General features: G+C 39.8%; 16 protein-coding genes. 10 read left to right on the top strand and 6 right to left on the bottom strand.

What is annotated here, in order from left to right; genetic code table 11:
- Positions 1 to 94 precede the first annotated feature (94 nt).
- The 3 genes from CAL6303_RS15460 (at position 95) to tumE (ending at position 3,968) form a co-directional block, all read left to right on the top strand.
- Entirely contained in the window at positions 95 to 3,208 is a 3,114-nt protein-coding gene (locus tag CAL6303_RS15460; RefSeq protein WP_015198746.1) for a carboxypeptidase-like regulatory domain-containing protein, read from the top strand.
- Positions 3,209 to 3,349: 141 nt separating this feature from the next.
- Positions 3,350 to 3,580, top strand: a complete 231-nt coding sequence (gene tumA, locus CAL6303_RS15455) for an antitoxin TumA (protein WP_015198745.1) — start codon at positions 3,350 to 3,352, stop codon at positions 3,578 to 3,580.
- Positions 3,570 to 3,968, top strand: coding sequence for a toxin TumE (tumE, locus tag CAL6303_RS15450; protein ID WP_015198744.1), 399 nt, complete (start codon positions 3,570 to 3,572; stop codon positions 3,966 to 3,968). Before tumA ends, tumE begins: the two co-directional genes overlap by 11 nt.
- A gap of 112 nt (positions 3,969 to 4,080) precedes the next feature.
- Here the strand turns inward: tumE and CAL6303_RS15445 are convergent, their stop codons facing one another.
- On the bottom strand, positions 4,081 to 4,782 hold the full coding sequence (locus CAL6303_RS15445) for a purine or other phosphorylase family 1 (RefSeq protein ID WP_015198743.1): 702 nt from the start codon (positions 4,780 to 4,782) through the stop codon (positions 4,081 to 4,083).
- Between the two features lie 538 nt (positions 4,783 to 5,320).
- Between CAL6303_RS15445 and CAL6303_RS15440 the strand changes: the two genes are divergently transcribed.
- Entirely contained in the window at positions 5,321 to 7,984 is a 2,664-nt protein-coding gene (locus CAL6303_RS15440; protein ID WP_015198742.1) for an efflux RND transporter permease subunit, read from the top strand.
- 46 nt (positions 7,985 to 8,030) lie between these two features.
- Here the strand turns inward: CAL6303_RS15440 and CAL6303_RS15435 are convergent, their stop codons facing one another.
- Positions 8,031 to 9,203 carry an RRXRR domain-containing protein gene (locus CAL6303_RS15435; RefSeq protein ID WP_015198741.1) on the bottom strand — a complete coding sequence of 391 codons (1,173 nt, stop codon included), beginning with the start codon at positions 9,201 to 9,203 and terminating at the stop codon, positions 8,031 to 8,033.
- 232 nt (positions 9,204 to 9,435) lie between these two features.
- Entirely contained in the window at positions 9,436 to 10,722 is a 1,287-nt protein-coding gene (locus CAL6303_RS15430) for a Glu/Leu/Phe/Val family dehydrogenase (RefSeq protein ID WP_015198740.1), read from the bottom strand.
- A 593-nt stretch (positions 10,723 to 11,315) separates the two neighbouring features.
- Here CAL6303_RS15430 and CAL6303_RS15425 point away from each other — a divergent pair.
- Complete coding sequence (locus CAL6303_RS15425) at positions 11,316 to 12,095, top strand: Rpn family recombination-promoting nuclease/putative transposase (RefSeq protein ID WP_015198739.1); 780 nt, start codon at positions 11,316 to 11,318, stop codon at positions 12,093 to 12,095.
- A 307-nt stretch (positions 12,096 to 12,402) separates the two neighbouring features.
- On the opposite strand, the gene CAL6303_RS15420 is transcribed toward CAL6303_RS15425, so the two are convergent.
- Both CAL6303_RS15420 and CAL6303_RS15415 read right to left on the bottom strand, forming a co-directional pair.
- Positions 12,403 to 14,367: an ATP-binding protein gene (locus CAL6303_RS15420; RefSeq protein ID WP_015198738.1), complete on the bottom strand. Its 1,965-nt coding sequence runs from the start codon at positions 14,365 to 14,367 to the stop codon at positions 12,403 to 12,405.
- Positions 14,364 to 15,254, bottom strand: a complete 891-nt coding sequence (locus CAL6303_RS15415; RefSeq protein ID WP_015198737.1) for a substrate-binding domain-containing protein — start codon at positions 15,252 to 15,254, stop codon at positions 14,364 to 14,366. Before CAL6303_RS15415 ends, CAL6303_RS15420 begins: the two co-directional genes overlap by 4 nt.
- A gap of 139 nt (positions 15,255 to 15,393) precedes the next feature.
- Between CAL6303_RS15415 and CAL6303_RS15410 the strand changes: the two genes are divergently transcribed.
- The 3 genes from CAL6303_RS15410 to CAL6303_RS15400 all read left to right on the top strand — a co-directional run bounded on the left by CAL6303_RS15410 (position 15,394) and on the right by CAL6303_RS15400 (position 17,667).
- Positions 15,394 to 15,831, top strand: coding sequence for a transposase (locus CAL6303_RS15410; protein WP_051036679.1), 438 nt, complete (start codon positions 15,394 to 15,396; stop codon positions 15,829 to 15,831).
- A 341-nt stretch (positions 15,832 to 16,172) separates the two neighbouring features.
- On the top strand, positions 16,173 to 17,261 hold the full coding sequence (locus CAL6303_RS15405; RefSeq protein ID WP_015198736.1) for a M4 family metallopeptidase: 1,089 nt from the start codon (positions 16,173 to 16,175) through the stop codon (positions 17,259 to 17,261).
- Positions 17,262 to 17,376: 115 nt separating this feature from the next.
- Positions 17,377 to 17,667: a protealysin inhibitor emfourin gene (locus tag CAL6303_RS15400; protein WP_015198735.1), complete on the top strand. Its 291-nt coding sequence runs from the start codon at positions 17,377 to 17,379 to the stop codon at positions 17,665 to 17,667.
- Here CAL6303_RS15400 and CAL6303_RS15395 read toward each other — a convergent pair.
- Positions 17,664 to 19,832, bottom strand: coding sequence for a hypothetical protein (locus tag CAL6303_RS15395; protein WP_015198734.1), 2,169 nt, complete (start codon positions 19,830 to 19,832; stop codon positions 17,664 to 17,666). The two genes, CAL6303_RS15400 and CAL6303_RS15395, sit on opposite strands and share 4 nt — an antisense overlap.
- Before the next feature lie 88 nt (positions 19,833 to 19,920).
- On the opposite strand from CAL6303_RS15395, the gene CAL6303_RS15390 reads away from it, so the two are divergent.
- Together CAL6303_RS15390 and CAL6303_RS15385 are read left to right on the top strand one after the other, a co-directional pair.
- Complete coding sequence (locus tag CAL6303_RS15390) at positions 19,921 to 21,243, top strand: proton extrusion protein PcxA (RefSeq protein ID WP_015198733.1); 1,323 nt, start codon at positions 19,921 to 19,923, stop codon at positions 21,241 to 21,243.
- 445 nt (positions 21,244 to 21,688) lie between these two features.
- Positions 21,689 to 22,666 (top strand): glycerophosphodiester phosphodiesterase, encoded by a 978-nt coding sequence (locus tag CAL6303_RS15385; RefSeq protein WP_015198732.1) that lies wholly within the window; start codon positions 21,689 to 21,691, stop codon positions 22,664 to 22,666.
- Positions 22,667 to 23,039 lie beyond the last annotated feature (373 nt).

Below are 23,039 nucleotides of genomic sequence, written 5' to 3'. Positions count from 1 at the left end.
TTGAATGCTTAAGGCATCAATCTACAAAATAGGTGTAATTTATTAGCCGAAAGTAAAAAAATATTATTATTATTATTATTAATTATTAAATTCCATGCGTAGATTATATTTACTATTTTTAATGCTTCTTCCGGCTTCGATGATGTCGATGACTGCGAAAGCGGTAGCAGAATCAACGAGTAGATTATCGTCTGATTTGGATTCTCAAACAAGTTTTAGGAATTCACAGGTTGTTCCTGATGTTAATAGAGAAAATCAGATTTCCCAATTACCCAATAATCAAGTTTGGCGAAAAAATTTAATTCAAAAAATTAAGGAAGCTAGACAAGAAGTTAAAGCTGTCTCGAATCAGGAGAATAAAGCCTCTCCAGATTTCTCTCCACTGCGTAAGGCTTTGATTTCTTCTCTTTCCCGAATGGAGAAGGGGGTTCAGGGATTTGGTTTGGTTGCGGACAACCCCTCTCCAAACCTCTCCCCCGCTGGGAGAGAGGCTTTGATTTCTTCTCTTTCCCGAATGGAGAAGGGGGTTCAGGGATTCGGTTTGGTTGCGGATAACCCCTCTCCAAACCTCTCCCCCGCTGGGAGAGAGGCTTTGATTTCTAATAGTACTACTCAGGAAAATAGTACTACTCAGGAAAATTTGATTCCTTCTCCTATGGGAGAAGCTGTAAATATTGCCGCAGCGAAGAATTTTACAACTATTCCTGTGGGTTTGATGGTGGGGAAACGGATTATTAATTCTAGTGTGTTGGTGCGGGGTAAGGAAAATGGTGCGGAAGCGGTGGATTTTGAGAACTGGTTGGTTCCTTATGATGCGGTAATTGAGGCTTTAAAGTTTAGTGTTACTAGTTTACCTGATGGTCAATTAGAATTACGCAATAGTGGGATTGTGACACGTCTTGATCCCAGAAAGCTAACTACTGATGCCGAGATTGGTTTGGCTTTTTCGATTCAAGATATTAAAAAGTTGTTTGGGGTAGGGGCAAAATTTGATTTGACGGAGTATGCGATCGCATTCGATGTTCCATGGTTAAATCAAGGTAGGCAAAGGGGGAGAAGGAAGCAAGAACCTATTAGCTTGGATGGTTTACCACGTTTACAATCCACTGGTTTAAGTCTTTCTGCGGTGGAACAAAGATTGAATTTTAGTGGTGGTGAAAATAATTCCACTAATTCCCAAGGTGATTTTCAAGCTGTGGGTTCGGCTTTTGGTGGTTCTTGGTATGTTCGCACGCAACAACCGGAGTTTCAAGATGCTTCCAGTTGGAGGTTGTCGGAAGCACAATTTCTCAGGCAAACTGATAAACAAGATTATTTTGTCGGTTCACACCCCACATTTTGGCGCAATCAAGCTACAAATGGGGATTTTTGGGGTTTTAGTTATATCCAAAGACAGGGATTTACTCCTCCGGAAAACTTCCTGAATGCAGGCTCCACAGACCCCCGACAAAGGTTACAATCGGGTCAAATTGGACGCACAATATCGGGAAGAACTGAACCAGGAACTTTGGTGAGGTTGGTGGAGAAGTTTGGAGATGCTTTAGTTGCTGAGGTTTTGGTTGATTCTTCGGGAATTTACCGCTTTGATAATATCCAAAATGAAGATGGATATCTCAGCAGTAGTTACAGAATATTCCTGTATCCAGAAGGAAGATTAACCGCACAACCGGAAATTCGGGATGCTAGCTACACCGCAACTCCAGGACAAATTCCCGCTGGTGCATCAGCTTTTGTGGTTTCTGGTGGTTTTGGCAGAGAATTTAATAGTAATCGCAGTTTATTTGGCAATTTTACTAATTTTCGTGGTGGTGTTGCCCAACGTTGGGGTGTATCCCAAGATTTAACTTTGGGTGTTGGGGGAGTTTATGATGATAATTTCAAAGGTTTAACTGAATTATTTTATCGCCCGTCAAATATCCCTTTGCAAGTTTCCATTTCCAGCTTGGTTGGCAATAAACTAGATACAGTTGCTGATATCCGCTTCGATCCTTCGCAAAACCTTAACTTCTCCTTTTTTAGCGATCGCTTTTCCAGTAGACTGAATGCAAACTGGAATTTATTCCGAGGTGTCTCCCTATTTGCCAATACCGACAGCCGCTATGGTACCGGGGGAGGGTTACAATTTAATTTTAGTGGCAGAAATTCCTATACTTTTGCCCGTTTGGGTATCGATACTGAAAATAACTTCCGCTGGAACCTACTCCAACGTCTCGGTAAACTGGAACTCCGTCAACTAGGGAATGAAGTTGGTACCCTTTCAGAACTTACCTTCGGTTTATCTTCCAAATCCTTTAATGACTTAGGACATTCGTTACTCCTCAACTACGAAACCCGCAGTCAAAACCTAAGTAGCAATCTCCTCACGATGGGTTGGCGGTATCGTTCCGAACAACGGGCTGTAGATGGTAACTATAAATGGGAAACCCAACTGGGTTATGGTATAGGTTCCCAAGGTTCAGGGGCGATCGCCTCAGTAACAACCACAGTATTGCCTGGTATATTATTAAGAGCTAGATACCAAGGTATATCAGTAACTTCCGATCAATCCACCTTTAACATCGATTTAATTTCTAGCCTTGGTTTACAGGGGAGAATTAGCGCTGGAGATAGACGCACCAGCTACTACCGCACTCAGGGAGGAATGTTAATTCAGCCCTTCTTAGATGCCAATAATAACGGCAAACGTGACGCTGGAGAGCAAATTTATACAGAAGATGCCAATGCATTAATTACCGTCAACAACCGAGCATTGAAATCACTACGGGCGGATATGCAACGCGATCGCGTTCTGGTACGATTGAACCCAGGTAGTTATCGTGTCGATTTAGATCCTGCTGGTTTCCCCCTCGATTGGCAAGCGGCAACCGACGCATACGCAGTTGATATCAGCGCTGGTTCCTATACCCCTGTATTGTTACCATTAACCCGTGCCTATACTGTTTCTGGGGTGATTACCGATGCAAAAGGAGAACCCATCAACGGTGCAACCATCCAAGCTATTACCAGCGATGGGAAGAAGCGGTTATTTTCCGTCACCAACGGTGCCGGGGTATATTATTTGGAGCGTTTACAACAGGGTACATATCAACTGTTGATTAACGGGAAACCTGTGAATGGGACGAACTTGGAATTGGATAGTTCATCAGAACCATTAAAAGAGTTGAATTTGCAGCAAGCAGAAAACGAAGAGTTTCGCGCATCAAAATAGTATATCAGTTGATTGTGCGATCACTAAATGACCCAGAATAAGTATCGTACATTTTGTCAAAAATTACGTATCATGTTTTTAGAGCCAGAAACTAAAAAATCAAAACGACTCATTAAAATATGAAGTTGAAGGGAGAAATCAATGCGTAAACAAATTATCGAATATACATCTCCACTAGATGCGTTGATTGCCCTTACCAAACAGCTAAATACCTATGAAATAAAGTATAAAATGAATTCAGAAGACTTTTTTGCTAAATATAGTCAAGGGGAAACTTCTGACGATGAAATGTTCGTCGAATGGGCAGGAAACTACCAACATTATCTAGCTTTACACCAAGAAATAAAAAGCAAACTCAGAGATGTCGCCTAAAGTTATCCAAGCCTACTTAGACGAAATTGAGCAACTTTTACTCAACTGCTCCAATATATACATCGAAGAATATAGTGTAGTTATTTTAACAACAGAGAGAGCTAATCTCCGTATTAGGATACGTTTCGCTCTTAGATATTTATTAGCTGTCAGTGAAGCTTTCATGATTGTGGATAATCAAATTATATATTTAGATTACCGCTATCACTTTCAAGATGAGCAAAATAGTCTGATTTTTCGTTATGACAGTACACCACACTTTCCCAGCTTGCCTAGTTTTCCGCACCATAAACATCTTTTTGATGGTGTAATTGCTTGCGAAAAGCCACACATAACCGATGTTTTACAAGAAGTGATGGAATTTTTAGTCGAAGAGAACAAACCATAGCATTTCTCGTTTGGTGTAGTACATGTATATGGCAAACAACTGAACTACGAAACGAAAAAGTTAAGTCGAATAAAAACCGCTATAGTGCCTCTAAGTAGAACATACTTGATAGCTAGGAATATAACTGATAACTTATTTTCTCCAACACCTTTAAACTCCGCAACGAACCCCGAATTAACCTTACACTAGCCAAAGGTTGACGAATCATTGCCCAAGCTAATGGTAAACTTTGCAGATTACCTGCTGCATCTATGGCTGAATTTAAATCAGGTATGTCATGCTTGCAATCATCGCTAACCACCCGTAACATCCCGACGGCGATTCCCAAAGGTTGCAATATGTTTAAAATTGCAAAACCTTCCATATCCACCACATCCGCATTAGATGCAATGTGAAGTTGACGTTTTTCCGTGGCAGAATTGATCATGCGTTGTTTACCACCGTAGGTACCGCATATCAATCCTCTAACTAGATTTAGGTTCAATTTGCCAGATATTTGTGAGGTGAGATTCTCGTCACATTTATAGACTTGGTTTTCGTAAATACATTCTTTGTAAACCACCACATCCCCAACTCCATAACTAGGGTTGAGACTTCCACATAAACCCATTACCAATATATTGGAGTTTGGTTGCTGAAATAATCTTGTATATAATCCACTGGTTTTGAGGTATTCTCTGACTGGTTTATCACCGATGGGTATGGGAAATATCTCTATTTTGGAATTAGGTAATTGTTGTAAACCCTTGCTAACAGCCTGATACTCGCTACCTTGGGGAACTAGAATAATTAGATTTTGTAATAAATCTGACATAGATTCTTGAATATGGGGATACTCCTACTAGTCTGTCAAGATAAAAATGACTGTTGTAGAGACGTAGCACTGCTACGTCTCTACGGGATTGTGGATGTGTATATAACCGTCAAAATAAAATTGACAGACTACTACGGCATAGTATTTGATCATTGCACTAAATTAAAGCACAAGAACTGATTCCCCCCACCCTTTACAAGCTAAGGGTATACGCAGGTTTTTGAGAATTGCCTCACAGACTTTTGATCCCCCAACCCCCTAGCTCTTTCAGAGCAGCTTCGCCAAGAAAAAGGGGGCAAAAGATCTTCCAGTTCCGCCTAAAAAAAGGCATCAGATTTTCAAGTCCCCCTTTTCAAGGGGGATTTTAAGAAGTTTTACACCGTTTCACCTTTAACAAGGGGTATCGAAAAGATAGTAAAAAACTGCCCATAAAACATCGCCTTAGCCCTTTTTTAGGCAACATGTATCCAAAAACTATTAACTACAAGCAGAATCCGTTTTAAAATTCAGTTAGTGGTTACAGGGAAAATCAAAGTTGATGATAGTACAGCCAAGCGGTAAAAATTCAACACGCGATCGCTTTAATATATCAAGGCTAGCAATTCGTTACTCTTGGCTAACTCTAGGTTTCTGGCTAGCTGTGATAGTGGCAGGGATTTTTGCCTTTTCTTCCCTAAAATATGCTTTATTTCCAGATGTGACTTTTCCGGTTGTTGTAGTCAATACTACTGCACCCCTAACTACAGCATCTGAGACTGAACTTAAACTAACTGTCCCCATCGAGAAAAGCCTCAATTCTTTACCAGGATTGGAAGACATTCGTTCATCTACTTATCCTGGACAATCAGTGGTTAGTTTATCATTTGCTGTTGGTACTAACTTAGAATCATCCCAAAGCAAAGTAAGTCAGGAACTGAAAAACATTAAACTGATTGAAGGTAGCGATTTCCAAGTTATTCCCATCAACTTAAATGAATCAGCGGCAATTACCTATGCAATTGAAAGTCCATCGCGAAATTTAACTGATTTAACCCAGCTTACCAAAGACAAAATCCAAAATACCCTTGTCAAAGTTCCAGGAGTCCTTAAAGTTAATCTACTAGGTGTATACCCAGAAACTTTAACTAGATTTAACTCCCAAGAGGCTTTAGCTATCCAAATCATCAAAAAGGGTAGCGCAAACACCTTGGAAGTTGTCAACCTAGTGGAAAGTGAAGTCCAAAAACTGCGTCAAACCCTTCCCGACACTAAAATTAGTCTTGCCTCTACCCAAGCTGAATATATCCGCAAAGCTACCCGTGCCACTGTAGACTCTTTAATCGAAGCCATAATTCTCTCAATAGTTGTCATTTATCCCTTCCTCCGCAACTGGCAAGCTACCATCATTTCTGCCTTGGCAATTCCCACATCTTTGTTAGGGACTGCTATTGTCATGGCTATTTTTGGCTTTAACTTAGAGACAATCACCTTACTAGCATTAGCACTAGTCATCGGTAGTATCATTGATGACGCAATTGTGGATGTGGAAAATATCATGCGCCACATTGATGAAGGTGAAACACCCCGCCAAGCAGCGATTTCCGCCACTAATGAAATTGGTTTAACTGTCACTGCTGCCACCTTCACCGCTGTAGCAGTTTTTCTCCCGATTGGTTTGATGGGGGGAGTAATTGGACAATTTTTTAAACCCTTTGGCATTACCGTTGCAGCAGCAATGTTAATCTCTATGTTGCTAGCGCGGACATTATCCCCAGTTTTAGCAGTTTACTGGATTAAACCTAAAACCAAGATCAAATCCCAATATCAAACCCAATCTTGGGGATATTTCGCCCAAATTTACCAAAATATCCTCCAATGGTCATTACAGCATCGGTTGATTGTGATGGTATTGGCAATGTTAAGTTTTATTTTAGCGATCGCACTCATTCCCGCCATCCCTAAAGGCTTCATTCCCAAACTTGATCGCGGCGAGTTTAATATAGCCTACACCACACCATTACCCGATATCAAAGCCCAACAAGCTGCACAACAAGAAGCATTTGCCAGCTTATTAGGGGATTCTGGGGATAATTCAGGAAATCTCACCCCAACTATTCGTGATCCGATTGATGACTCCTTAGAAGTAGCCAAGAAACTGGAAGTCGAAGTTCGCAAATTTCCAGATGTGGAAACCATCTTTACCACAGTTGGTTCTCGTGAAGGGGAACCAAACAAAGGGAAGATATATGTGAAGCTGAAAGAAAAACATCAAATTAAAACAGCTGACATCCAAACACAGCTACGCACCTCCCTTCCAAAATTACCAGGAGTCAGCACCAGTGTCGAAGACATTCAATTTGTTGATACTGGTGGACAAAAACCCCTACAAATAGCCTTACTGGGAAATAATACCCAAACCCTGAATCAAACAGCCCAAAAAATCAAACAAAGTTTGCAAAAACTACCTGGCTTTGCAGACATTACTGCTACAGGGGATGGAGAAGAAAATAAAACTATCCAAAATATTGAACGCTTTAGAAGTCAACGCGTAGCATACGTTGCTGCCAACTTAGGTCAAAATTTGTCTCTAGGTGATGCCACAGATAAAGTAGTCGCCGAAGCTAAAAAAATTATACCCAAAGATATTAAACTAGATTTAGGGGGAGATTCTGCCCGCTTAGGTGAAGTGCTTGGCAGTTTTGTTGGTACTTTAGGGCTTTCAGCCCTCTGCATTATCGCTGTTTTGATCTGGCTATTCAAAGGCTGGGTAGATCCGATTGTGATTGGTATTTCCCTTCCCCTAGCAATAGTTGGGGCAATGGTAGCATTACTAGTCACCAAAAGCGAATTTGGCATGATTTCTCTAATTGGTTTTGTTTTTCTGCTGGGATTAAGCAACAAAAATGCCATATTACTGGTGGATTATATCAATCAACTGCGAGCATCAGGCATGAATCGTAGTCAAGCCATCCTCAAAGCTGCACCCATCAGATTTCGTCCCATCATGATGACAACCATTAGTACCATATTAGGGATGGTACCAATAGCTGTAGGATTAGGAACAGGATCGGAATTACGTTCTCCCATGGCAATAGCGATCGCTGGTGGCTTAATTAGCTCAACAATCCTCAGTTTAATAGTTGTCCCTATCCTCTACAGCATCCTCGATGATTGGTTTCCTCGGAAGAGATTTAAACCAACTTTACAGAAGGAACTTCAATAAGAGGCAGGGAGCAGGGAGCAGGGGGAAAAGGAACAAACTCCACTTTTCATAAAGACCTCGCGGGATGGGGGAAACTCAGTGTCTTTAGACCTGAGAGGGAAGCGACACGTTCGCAAAGCGTCTCCGAAGGAGAAACGACTTTAGTCGCCTTGATAATTAGTCCAGTTGAACGTGTCACTAACTGAACCTTCTTAGCTGTACATTGCCCCAGTCTTTTCCAGTCGGCATCGCTTACTGAGACTTTAGTTTCAGTGTCTCCACTCACCCAACCAAAAAATGTTTTCTTCCCTTGGGTTGCCTTTACATAATCGCCTTTTCTAAATCCATGTCTAGTTGTAGTTCCACCATATTTTCGTCTATTTCCACCTTTTGTTGGAACCATCAAATGTAATTGTCTACGGCTGATTGGAGGACGGCGAACAATTGTGAACTGAGATTCTGTAATTGAAACATTTCCTACCCATGAAGCACCGCGTGTATTTTTACCTTCAAACGATTTATATTTAACAAATTCTGAACTCGCTAAAGTAATCGCATCGACTGCGTGTGTTTCTGGGATTTGCAAAGACTTGTCTGTTTTTTCTTTATGCATTCCAAGATGTTTACGAAGGTTTGATGTTTCCCAACCTTTTTTAAGCTTTATGCTTGCGATTTCTGAGAGCCTATTTATTTGAAATCTTTGACCTACCATAACAGGACTAAAGCTCTTACTTCCTTTTGCTTCAACTTCTTCAATAACAATTGTTGAAACTGGGTAGAGTTCGCAAAGTAAATTTATTACCCGGAATTCTAAGTCCTTGTTTGCTCGAATACTTGGAGGTAATTTTTTGTTTTTTCTGTTGTCAAATCTTGCTTGACGATGACTGCGTTTTTTGAAAGAAAGCTTGCGGTTTATTCTTCTCCCGCGTCTTCCTCTTCGCATTATTGAGCGTTGCTCCATCCTATTTTTTACGGTTTTAAAAGGTAAAACCAAGTGAAGCATTTGCAGGGTATATTTTTTTGATTGAACAGCTACACCAGAAAACATTTTACCAGGGTCAAGTCCAATTACAACTTCTTGTATTTTTTCGTCTGAGGCTTCAGTTAACAACTTCACATAAAATATTCCCAATTTATTAAATTTACCGATTGCTTTTCCTTCTTTTATCCAACGCCTAGCACGACTAGGTTTAGTTAGCATTAAAGGGAGATTGTCTTTTGAAATTACAGGTACTCGCATAAAGAGATAATCCTTGGAGTAAAGTTTAAGTCCCCTCGCCCAACTAATCTAAAATGTCTTGGCTTGACCCAACGACTGAACAAACAGTCTTGCAGATAATCCAAACTGGGGAAGTATTTGGAAGTGCGTATCAAGATTAGTTTTGGAACTAGAAAAATATTCTAGTGAGCTAGTCAAACACGTAATCTTTGTTGATTACAAGCTCAGTGTCTTTAGACCTGAGTTATTGACCCTAATACAATCCTCGATCCCCCAAAGCTTCGGCAACTCTCCCCACACCCAAAGTATAAGCCGCCAAACGAAAACTAATCTGTCGCTGCTGCGCTTTCTCTACAACATGACGATAAGCTTGCACCATCAACTTTTCCATCTCCCGATTCACCCGTTCCTCATCCCAAAACAGGTAAGATAAACCCTGAACCCATTCCAAATAACTGACAACAACACCACCTGCATTTGCCAAAATATCTGGTAAAACCGTGACACCTCTGCTTTCAAGTGACAAACTTGCCTGTATTGTAACTGGACTATTTGCAGCTTCTACAACTATGGCAGCCTTCACCGCATTTACATTATCTTCGGTAATTTGATTTTCCAAGGCTGCGGGAACTAAAACATCACACGGTAACTGCAACAATTCTTCATTACTAATTGGTTTTGCTTGAGGATAACCAAGTAAACTTTTACCATTCTCCAACATATAAGCTTTTAAATTGGGAATATCCAAACCTGTTTCTGCATATAACCCACCCGCACCAGTGGATACAGCAATTACCTTTGCACCCGCTTCTTGAAACAAATGTGCTGCTGCACTACCGACATTCCCAAAACCTTGAATTGCAACCCGCACACCTTTGAGTGATTTTCCTAAATCTGACAAGGCTTCACGAGTAATAATCATCACACCTCTTCCAGTTGCCATTTCCCTACCCAAGGAACCACCAATTGATAGAGGCTTACCTGTAACTACTCCTGGAACTGCATGACCAACGTTTTTAGAATATGTATCCATAATCCAAGCCATTTCTCGTGCCGAAGTCCCCATATCAGGCGCTGGTATATCTACTGAAGGTCCGATATCTTTAATTAACTCATTTGTAAAGCGACGAGTAAGTCGTTCCAGTTCCCCGACACTATATTTTTTTGGATCTATAGCAATACCTCCCTTGGCACCACCAAAGGGGATTCCCAGTAATGCACATTTCCAAGTCATTAACATGGCTAATGCAGATACTTCCCGTAGTGTCACTGCTGGATGGTAGCGAATACCTCCTTTGTAAGGACCAAGAACATCCGAATGTTGGACTCGATGTCCAGCTAAAACCCGAACATCTCCATTATCCAACTTCAGGGGAATGGAAACTGTGATTGCTTTACGAGGTCTGCTAAGTATTTCTAATATACCTAAATCAAGTCTTAATTCTTTTGCAGCAGCTTCTAAGTAACTGCAAGCTTGATCAAAAGGACAAATATAAGCTGGAGAGGGTGTTTCTAGGGAAAAAAGAGAGGTTGAATTCATATAGGTTTCTCTCACTACTTGTCGTTAATTATACTTTGAGTGGCTAGAGACTAGCTAAAATCTGACTAATCAAGACTAATAGCACTTTTAAAAGCCCAATTTCTAAGTATTTTCAGATAGCTATAGCCCGATTATCCTACTTTTTTGAGAAGAATGTGAGAATTTTGTAAAATTAGTTACAGTTTTTTTGTGAATTTTGTTTATCTGACTCGAAAAATATTAAGATGGGGAAATCAGAGATACATTTTGGTTTATGAGCACAGGTAAAAACGTAACGTGTTTATCTGTGTTCTTCTTAAGCACCACAGTTCAGATAGAAGCAAGAACCTCGTATGTCTAGTCACGGGTAGCGGTAATAGTAGATAGCGATCGCTCATCTGAAATTTGCTTGGAAATATGTAGCTGATTGAAATATGTAACGCCAACGACTTACGACTTGGGTCTGACAAGCTACGTTCCCATTCTCCCACAAACCCTTATAAACGCGAACGACTCTCGTCGCGCAAATACCCACTCAAGACATCATTCCACGGGCTGTAAAACTATGATAAGTTGAAAAATTATCAGAACTCTGCGTTGAAATAATCACCTTTGTGAAAACAGACAGCATCTTTTACCGTCTCTTTCAAGAATTTCCCAGCATCTTCTTTGAACTAATTGGTAATTCCCCTGAAATCGCCAGTAAATATCAATTTTCATCAGTTGAAATCAAGCAAACAGCATTTCGTATAGATGGTGTATTTATTCCCCAAAGTCAAGAACAGCCAATTTACTTTGTCGAGGTTCAGTTTCAAGAGGATTTGGGAATATATTCACGCCTATTTACAGAAATTAATTTATACTTGCGGCAAAATAAACCCGAAAATGATTGGTTCGCTTTCGTGATTTATCCAAGTCGAAATATTGACACCGCATCAATCATCCATTACCGCGAATCCTTTGCTTCTGGAAGAATTACCATCATTTACCTAGATGAACTAGAGGAAGTTGCATCCCTACCCGTTGGTATTGCTACGATTAAGTTAATCATCGAAAATCAAAACAGGGCAATCGAGTCAGCCAGGGAGTTGATTACCAGAACCAATCAGGAAGTTGAGGCAGGACAACAACAGCAACAATTGTTACAAATAATCGAAACGATATTGGTTTATAAGTTTCCTACTATGAAGATTGAGGAGATACAGGAAATGTTTGGATTAAGCGAGTTAAAGCAAACAAGATTTTATCAACAAGCTTTCGAGGAAGGAGAGCAGAAAGGAAAGTTACTTGCTGTACCAGCAATGTTAGCTGCTGGATTGACGATCACGCAGATAGCGGAGGCTTTGGAGTTAAGTGTGGATGATGTAAGAAAAGTTGCACAACAGGCTGAATAAGCAAGGGGGTATGCGATCGCTTCCTTAAACCTGCGATCGCACTCCAACTCAAACAACCAAAACGCGAACGACTCTCGTTGCGCAAGCTAGAACTAGCTCCTGCGGAGCGGCTGGAAGCCTTTCTTTAATGCCCAAAGGGCTATACGTTCAGCTTCGCTGTTTTCATGCCCAAAGGGCTGTACGCACTAATCCCAAAACAACCAAAACTGTCTATAGGGTGGGGTTGTTGATTCTAATGCGGGTCAGATAATCTGTCGCAAACATTTTTTGAATCCTGTATAAAATTGGTATTACCCAAATAAACATGTCACATACGTGATTCAGATTGACAAATTGGAATTTCAACTACAAATTTAGTACCCTCTCCTGGGGTGGAATAGCACTCAATCTGACCATGGTGTTTTTGGGTAATAATTTGGTAACTAATAGATAATCCCAAGCCCGTACCTTTACCGATGGGTTTGGTGGTGAAGAAAGGATCAAAAATGCGCGATCGCACTTCTTCAGGAATGCCTATACCATTGTCTGCGATCGCAATTTGTACCCTATTATTACTGGTAACTTGGGTGGAAATCGAAATTTTACCAGGCTGTGTTTTTTCAGCAGATTCTTCCAAGGCATCAATGGCATTTGCGAGTAAATTCATAAACACCTGATTAATGTGTCCTGGATAACACTCAACTAAAGGCAATTGGGCATAATCCTTAACTATTTCAATTAGCGGTGATCCTGGTGTTGCTTTGAGTCGGTGCTGCAAAATCATCAACGTGCTATCGATACCCTCATGAACATCAGCAGATTTGAATTCTGCTTCATCCAAGCGAGAAAAATTACGCAACGACATGACAATATCCCGAATGCGGTCACAACCCACTTTCATAGATTTAAGAATTTTCGTCAAATCCTCAATCACGAAGTCTAAATCCACATTATCCAAGTCTTTCTGTAGCGATTGGGGAGGTTGGGGATAATGCTGTTGATAAGACTTAATTAATCGCAGTAAATCTTCTGTATATTGCTCAACATAAATCAGGTTGCCAAAAATAAAGTTGACTGGGTTATTGATTTCATGGGCAACCCCTGCCACCATTTGCCCCAATGCCGACATTTTTTCGCTTTGTACCATTTGACTTTGAGTCTGGTGCAACTCTTCAATTGTGCTTTTGAGTCGCTGCATTTGTTGATTCAATAACTGATCGCGGATAATTAGCTGCTCTGCCATCATATTAAACCCCTGCGCTAACACCCCCACCTCATCTTGATTATCCACTGGGATACGCAGATTTAGATTTCCGTCAGCTAATTGTTGAGTTGCCTGAGTCATACCTTGAATGCGACGACTGAGAGTTTGAGTTGCATGTAACCCTACAACCATTACCCCAAGAATTAAGACACCCCCCAATAGTCCAAAACTACCCACAACAATCCACAACTTTTGCTCTGCTTTTTCTGTACCTTTGAGAGATTTCAGAACGGCAATTTTGAGACTCGCTCCATCAAAACCCCCTAATTCAACTGTTTTAACTAAGTAAGCTTCCTCACCTATTTTCATCCTGGTGGGTGGTATGCTTGACTTAGGAATTTCCCAGCTTTGTTTACTCTCAGCTGCTAAGGTAGAAGTGCTCACCTGATTGTCCTTAAAGGCAACCAGATGCATGGATGTGTTACCTCGGATGCTTTGGAGTAGCTTGTCGTCAACAGCAATACCGATAATTAAGGTGGCTAAAATTTTTGTTGAGGACTTAATGGAGATGAAGCTAACTAGGGAGGATGGAGCCATATTTTCTGCTATCAAAATACCAGATAACTCCAGTCCAGTTTTAGCCGCAGATTTGATAGTCGAATCCTGCAATTTTGCTTGATTTAATGCACCCTGCTTTGAAAAGGTCAAGCGTTGACCTTTGGTGTCAACAATTTTGAGTAAATCTAGCTCTAAAGCTGCTTGGATAGGTAATAGGGTGCGAAGCAATAAAGGGTCATTCTCGCCAGAATTACCTATATTAACGGCAGTAGAAAGCGCCTCAATTACATTTTTTTCCTCACTGATCCATCTAGCTTTTAAACTGAGTAATTTTTGCTTTTGTTGCAAATCTTGCTGTAGTAAAATAGCTAGATCTTCCGTCTCTTTACTTGCAGTCTGTTCTAGGTTTTTTTTGGCAAAATACCCAAATCCAATAGTTCCAGCAGTCCATAAACTGAGGAAGATGATCAACGGTGGAAATAGAAGTTTAACTGAAACAGGAAGTTTTTTGTATCTAGCACGAATGATCATTTCACTTGGGAAACTGCTGCTGGGGTAATTGAAACGAAACTGGACTGCTCTAAAATCTCCGTTCCTGATGGACTAAGGATATAATTAATGAAGGATTTAGTCGCCTCCGAAGCCTTTTTACTCCAAACAACTGTGATAGTGCGCGTCATTTGGTACTTACCTGTTTTCAGGTTTTCCAATGTGGGTTCAATATTATTTAGGCTGAGACGGTTTACAGGCAATTTATGAGACACTGCATGAGCCAAGGAGAAAGCACCAATGCTATGGGGGGTGCTTTGAATCGTCTGAATCAGTTCTCCTTCTTTGCGTAAGACAACAGCATTCGCTGCATTTTTTAAATCTTTACCTAAATAGTATTTACGTAGGAGACGCTTGGCAGATTCATCTTCGGGACGATCAAGCACTACAATTTGGGCATTTTGTCCCCCTAATTGCTGCCAGTTAGTAACGCTACCGCTGTAAATGGCTTTGAGGTTTTCAGTAGTGAGATTTTTTACACCGGTCACACTAGAATTAGTAGCAACTACCAGGGCATCTTTAGCTACTTCACGAAATTCTAATGTACCATCATTTTCTTCCGGTTTCAAGGTTTTGGAAATGGCTCCCACATCCACCAGTCCCTGTTTAATTCCCGCAATAATATTTTCCGATTGTCCTGGCTCTAAAAGGGTAATTTGTTTATTTTTGGAAGTAGATTCGTAAGCGACTTCTAAGGCTCGGAGAAAATCTAGCGCACTACTGGAACCCCCAGCTTTGATTGAGGCTTGGGTGTCGCTTGGTGTGGTTGTGGTAGTGACATCTGAGGAGGTGGAAGTGTTACCAGTACAACCGGGTAAACTGAGAAGTGCGATCGCGCCCAATACAAAGATGACTAAATTTTGCTTCATACCTGAAACCTTAGCAAATCAGAACTGGAGCCTATTATTCCCCAATTATTTGGGAAAATCTCCGTTTATGCTTTAAAAGTTGAGTTCTGCGTTTTTCTGGTATATCACAGCTTTGGAAACATGAGCATTCGTAAATCTACTGAGGGGATATAGACTTTTCAACTATAGGCAAAATACAGGAGAACTTTATGGTTGCATTATTAGCAAAGCTGATGAACTCAATAGTCTTATTCGTGCTATTAACGGCATTGAAAATCATATTCATTTAGTAGATTCCATTCCCCCAAAAATATCCATTTCTGACTTTGTTCAAAAAATTAAAGGCAGCAGCACCCATTATATTAATCATTTAGATCCTGTGGAAGACGTGTTTAGTTGGCAAAGAGGATATGGGGTTTTCTCATTGGGTAAAAAAGAACTGGAACAAGCTGTTATTGATGTGAAAAATCAGAAAGAACATCATTTAAATGGAATGATAATCGCATCTTTAGAAGAATATAATCAAGATGACGATGCTCCTAAACAATTTTATCTTGAGTCATCTCTAGATGACTGGAATAACAGGAAAATTCTTTAGTCTTGCCTATTTTCAGCGAGTAGAGTGGCATAGAAAATCCTCCTCACTGAATTAAGAGCCGTAAAAAATTGTACTCATAAACAAAAATAGTGCTACTATTCCAGGATTATAGCTGGAATTAAGGCATCAAAGTATACTTGAGCCAGCAAAATCAGGGTTAGACAGATCAGCACTCAAGTGGAATTCAATCGTGGCAGCTTGTAGAAAGAAGAAAATTAACGGAGAGAAGAGTTGGGGGTTAGAAATTAGGAATCCAATTATTTCTCTCCTATCTCACATTCTCTAAATTCCTATCTTCTAGCCCAAATTCCCATCTCGATTTCAGAAGGAGAAGTTTTTCAATGACTCAAAAGCGAAAAAAAGCATTTGGTTTTAGCTGTCAGGAACATTCACATGCGCGCTGTCCAATTTGCTGCATCTTACCACCTCACATGTTGGAAAATGTAGTAGTTCACGGTGACACAAGACAACGGGATTGGGCTTTACAAACCTTAACCCTATCTTCAGAATTACGTGGCAGACGTAAAGCTATCGGTGGAATCTCATTTACGGCACAACCAGGGGAAAAACGCCGGACAATATATGATGCTAAAAATGCTCAGGAACTTCCTGGTACATTAGCTAGAAGTGAGGGTGATCCTCCTTGCAGTGATGAAGCTGTGAATGAGGCTTATGATTCTGCGGGTGCTACCTATGATTTTTATCAGGAGATTTTTGAACGTAATTCTATAGATGATAAGGGTTTACGACTTGATTCCACTGTCCACTATGGTGAAAAGTACGACAACGCTTTTTGGAACGGTAGCCAAATGGTTTATGGTGACGGTGATGGGGAGTTATTTCAACGTTTCACCAAATGTGTTGATGTTATTGCCCACGAATTAACCCATGGTGTGACTCAACATGAAGCAAATTTGAGTTACTTTGGTGAATCTGGGGCATTAAATGAGTCGATGTCTGATGTTTTTGGGGCTTTGGTGAAGCAGTGGGTGAAGAAGCAAACCGCAGCAGAGGCTGATTGGATTATTGGTGAAGGTTTATTTACTGAGAAAGTGAAAGGTGTTGGCATTCGTTCCATGAAGGAACCGGGAACCGCATACGATGATAGTGTGTTGGGGAAAGATATCCAACCAGCACACTATAAAGATATTTATACTGGCACGAAAGATAATGGTGGTGTGCATATCAACTCTGGAATCGGAAATCGAGCATTTTACCTGGCAGCTTTAGAAATTGGTGGTTATGCCTGGGAAAAAGCCGGAAAAATATGGTACGTTGCATTACGCGATCGCTTACGCTCAGGAAACAACTATAATCGTGCTGCCAAGATCATTGTCAAGGTTGCTGGTGAACTTTATGGTGAAGATAGCGCTGAACAAAAAGCCGTAAAAAATGCCTGGACAACTGTGGGTGTTCTGTCTCCAGAGTGATATTTGGAATTATTGATATTTTTTAATCATTATCACCTTAAACTGGAAGATAACAACTATGTACTTCCAGTTTTTGCTTGGAAAACTTACTTAAAAAATCCATTCCAGGGATATAATGCAAATTTCTCTTGAACGTACAGGTGGTTTTGCTGGTTTGAGTCGCACAACAACTGTAGACACGGCAAATATTCCCGCAGATAAAGCAAATCAATTATCACAAATTTTAGAAACTGCTAATTTTTTCAAATTACCTACATACATACCTGGAAATATATCTCAACCAGATCGTTTTCAGTATACTTTTACTGTGGAAAATAATGGTCAAAACCACACAGTTACTGTTAGCGAAGCAGCTATTACTGGAAGTTTAAAGTCTTTACTTGAGTGGATTCAAAGTGTCGCTTAATTCACCACCGAAACACAAGCATTTACCAACGGTAATAGAGGTCCTAGTTGTTCTTGTCCATTAACAGCCAAATCACTATGACATAGATACAACCGTTGAGAAACCCTTGCTAACAAGTCAGTTAAAATTCTTTGTACCCGTTGATATTCCAGGGCAGTTTCATCCTCTGCCGTCCACGGTTCTCCAATGCGATCGCGTAAAAAGTACGGCGCACCAAATAGTGTAGCAGCTCCTCCTTTTGCCCACAATGGGGAACCCACATCTAACCAAAAGTGCCATGGGTGCGATTTGCGACTGGAACGGTACTGAAAAATTGTTGTCAGGGTGACGGAATTGACAATGCTACCAACGGGACGTACTGGGTAAGGATTAGCGGTAATTGTTCCCCTACGCAAGAGTTGGATAAATTCACCAATGGTTGTAATACTTCCCATCGTCTCTTTATTTCTTTGATCTTGATTTTTTAATCTGGTATCAATTTCCCAATAATGTTGTGCCGTTTCCAGTAATTCCCGCAAAACTGCCAACTTTTCGTAGGGTAAGTTAGGACTGTTGAGGAAAAATCTTTCCACTGCTGCATATAGTAAGGATACGGGACTGGGAATAAACTTCTGTTCTATTTGTTGGCGTTCCTTTTCCAGCCACTGTAAAATCTCGTTGTAGCTTGTTGTGGCAGCATAACCAAGTCTATCCCAACGATCAAAACTAGTTGGTGGTAATAAATTCGGGGATTCAGGATGGGGTACAAAGCAGTAATCGGCAATTAAACCAGCACGTACAGGATCTATTGTGAGTTTTTGAGATGCTGTTTCTGGATTTTCCCAATATCCGCGACTCAATACTACCAACATTTCTGCTACGGCATCCCGTTCCACTAGTCTCCCTAAACCAGGATAAACCAGAGAAAGCATGGTTAATAGGGCGCGAATTAGGGGAGAAGCAATGAGGGGACGTTGTTCGTTGAGGGATGTGACATGAATACCCTGTTTATCGAGAATTTCTACTAAAGTGTAACGGGCGATCGCATCCAAACCAGGAGCTATGATTACTATATCTTTAGCCTCTACTTTACCGGATGCGATCGCATTCCCAATTGTTTGTGCTGTTTGTCGTAATAATTCTGAACGAGAGGTAGTTTGAATTGATTTAATGCTATCTGGAAGTGTTAATAATGTTAACGGATCTGTCACTAATTCCACAATTGGTGATACTAGTTCATCCCCAAGACCACTATTCCCTTTATAGGAAAGATTCTCAACACGACATCTTGCAGCAATTCCGGCTAAATAATTGGGATCTGCACCCAAACCCAAACGCACCACATTTTCTTGGTTATAGCTAAAGGCACCTAACAAACCATGATCTAAAAATACCTCGAAAAGCTGTCGTGCGATCGCCGGATAATCTCCCACATCATCTGCTATGACTACCTGAAACCTCTCTAAAAGTCGCTCTTTGTAGATAGGATTTGGTAACAGGTGCTGACTGTAGAGTTCACAAATAATTCCATAAGTTAAAAACCCCCTTGCCAAACACCAGTTACGCCACTCCAACAGCAGCATACCAAAAAACTCAGGTTCTAAATTGGTTCCATCTTCCCCCCCTAACCCACTGCTGAGAATAGCAGTAATTTTGTCAGTTGGAGTTCCACTAACTGCCGCTAACTGTAACAAATCCAAAATTCTTCGCACCAAGCGATACTCGTTCATTCCTGCTTGGCGTAAAATATCCTCATCAAGATGCTGTTGCCAGAGTTTGGTTGCTAATTCCTGTTCAGTTTCCGGACGCAACCTGACGGGAAACTGTGCTTTTAAACCCAGTAATTCAATCAACAGCGGAAAAAATAACGTCACTTCATCCTGAAAAAAACCTAGGGGAGTCTTCCCCCGAATCGGGTATTTTCCTTGAGTTGATGTCACAATCTTATCTACCAACTCACGACGATTGTCATCATTTGCTGCCAATATGAGAAATCCCACCTTCTTGATATGCGTAATTCCAGAAGATTGAGCTAAGATAGCAGAATTTTGATGTGATTGATTATTAGCATAAAACGGTTGTTGACTAACATTTAGATTTTTTGCCCAAAAGCAAAACTGTTCTATCAAACGGGTAGTCTTGCCACTGCGACTAGAACCAGTTATCCAAAGCGATTGGGAAATCACAAACCTTCTCCTTGTGAATTTGCTACCATAACCATTACATTAAATTTAGGTTAACAATTTATCAGAACAATGCTGGATATTCCCTGCGATGAATAACCTTAGTTTGAGTCAAAAGCTTTACTTTTATTTAGTATCACTCTACAAGTGGTATTTGCGAACCCCGCAACGTTCTTTAGATGAAGCTTATCAAGCGGCATTACAGATTAAAGGCATTGAAGATGAACATTTTCACGGTAATCAAATCAATCTCGATTTTACGATAAATAGTAGTGTCAGTGGTTATTTTGCGGCAGATTTGAGGAAAAACTTAAAAATTGTCAGAATGCGGCTTACAGAATTTAATTCTAGCCGTTTTTTCTTGAATGAATCAAATCAGCAGACCATGGAAAAATATGCTGTTAACTTACCAAATGCACAGGAAGTTTTAGAAAAACTACAATTTATTGATGTAATCACATCAAAATACACTAATTTAGACAATTTTCATAGTTCTGTTCAGGTTAATCCTCCAGTTAATAGCCAGTTATCAACAACACCTAACAAACTAAATATTACCAAAACTTCAGCACTAAACCCCGAAGCGAAAAACTCCAATATCCTTCCTGGGAATAAAGCTAGTAAAACTGGTATTTTACCTCGTTCAATTCTGACAACCATTAGTAGACTTCAGATAGAATTAGATCCAAAATCTGAGGAAGATGTTGTTCAGAAATTTCGGATGACTCAACGTCGGACGATTATTTCCATTCGATTTGTTCTCCTGTTGATCATAGTACCAATTTTAACCCATCAGCTATCCAAAGCTATATTTGTTGGACCTTTAGTTGACCATTTTCATCAATCTGCAACCGCAGAAATTTTCATTAATCAGGAAATGGAGGAAGAAGCACTACAGGATTTACAAAGATTTGAAGAAAGACTCAGATTTCAAAACCTATTAGGCATCACTGCACCTTTATCTGCTGAGGAAATCGAAACTAGTATTAGCGAAAAAGCTAACGAAATTGCCAAAGAATATCGCATCGAAGGTGCGGGTGCTATTAAAAACGTTTTTTCAGATATTTGCTCAGTGCTAGCAGTGGTGATATTTTTAGTGTTGAGCAAAAGAGAAATTGCTATTTTTAAAGATTTTATTGATAGTATTGTTTACGGGTTAAGCGACAGTGCAAAAGCTTTTATTATTATCCTATTTACAGATATTTTCGTTGGGTTTCACTCACCCCACGGTTGGGAAGTTCTCTTAGAAGGAGTATCAAGACATTGGGGATTACCCGCAAGTCACAATGTAATTTTTCTTTTTATTGCCACATTTCCAGTGATTTTAGATACTATTTTTAAATACTGGATTTTCCGTTATTTAAATCGAATTTCACCATCAGCGGTGGCAACTTATCATAATATGAATGAATAGATACTTTGGATAAAACCGTATTCACTGAATCTTAAATATACAAACAAAATAGGCGAATAGACGAACAAATATAGCTGACTACCCCTTATTTTGCGGATCCAGAATTGCCACTATCTAAAAATCATGATTAACTACTACAATTCGGGATAAACAGCGTCAACTTGGTGATGTCAGTTTGCATCCTGGTAAACTTTGTAAGAAAGTCAACAATTTTAGGAATTATGCATTGTACAAATCAATCATGTTATGCCGCGAAAATACTTTGGTTGAGGCTTTACGGAATAATTCATTTGATAGCTAATGACTTGTAGTGTAGGGGTAAAGCACATTGCTAAATCCCTACCAAATATACGTTTTTCTTAGACTCAATATTTTCTTTTTCCTGTCAATACGTAAGTTCTAATTTCATTTTTACTTTCTTATTTATCCTCCTAATCACTTGTCAATGATACCTCCTATTATTATCGCCCATCGTGGTGCTAGCGGTTATCGTCCAGAACATACCTTAGCTGCTTATGAATTAGCAATTAATCAAGGTGCTGATTACATCGAACCAGATTTAGTTATGACTCAAGATGGAGTTTTGATTGCACGTCATGAAAACGAAATTTCGGAAACTACTAATATTCAAGATTATCCAGAATTTGCCCAGCGTAAAATCAGTAAACTTATTGACGGAGAATTAAAAGTTGGTTGGTTTACTGAGGATTTTACATTATCAGAAATAAAGCAGTTACGGGCAAAGGAAAGAATCCCCGAACTACGTCCTCAAAATCAGATTTATCAGAATCAACTGCAAATTCCTACTTTTCGAGAAATCCTGGATTTAGTCAAACAAAAAAATGCAGAAACAGGGAGAAATATCGGTATTTATCCAGAAACTAAACACCCGACATATTTTCGGAATATTGGCTTATCATTAGAAGAAAAATTAATAGAAATTTTAGATGAATATGGCTACAAAAATCATCAGGCAAAAATTTTTATTCAATCATTTGAAGTCAGCAATCTGAAATATCTAGCTGAAATCACCGATTTACAACTAGTGCAATTAATCAACGACAAAGGAACCCCCTATGATTTCCAACTGAATAGTGATGGACGTAGCTACAAAGATTTAATATCTTTAACTGGTTTAAAAGAAATGAGTAACTATGCAGCAGCAATTGGAGTCAATAAAAATTTAATCGTTCCCAGGAATCATCTAAATCAATTACTATCTCCAACTACAATTATTCAAGATGCCCATCAAGCTAATTTATCAGTTCATGCTTGGACTTTTAGGGATGAAAATTACTTTTTACCTTTAGACTATCAAAATAATCCCCAAAATGAATATCAATTATTTTTTAACTTAGGTATCGACGGAGTTTTTAGCGATAATTCTGACACAGCGATTCAAACTAAAAATTATCAAGTATAAATTGGGGACTTCCAATTAAAATAAGTCCCAAGTCACCCATTAAGGTTTTGTGACGGGGATTTTATCCCAACAAAAACAACGCAAACTAAGCGGGGGTTTTGCCTCCACTTAACTTTGTAACAAAGCTGTCTGTAGAGACAGGGGAATCAAACACCCAGGCTTTTGCGGAACAGGGATTTCTGCCTGTCTTTTCCGGCAAGATACCCAAACCACAGTGACCTGTTGGCAAAGGATTTTTTAACTTCTTGACAAAAATGAAACAAAAAGTTACATTAGTTAACATAATCAAAATAATTAAAAATAATTAATTTGGTTCCGGTTTTTGGTATCTCCTATCGAATGTATGGATTTTATATAGAGTCTCGGTTTGGTC

Origin of the sequence: Calothrix sp. PCC 6303, from assembly GCF_000317435.1 — a bacterium.
Classification (GTDB): Bacteria; Cyanobacteriota; Cyanobacteriia; order Cyanobacteriales; family Nostocaceae; genus PCC-6303.
The sequence above is the reverse complement of the archived record's forward strand: the minus strand, read 5'-3'. Positions and strand labels throughout refer to the sequence as shown.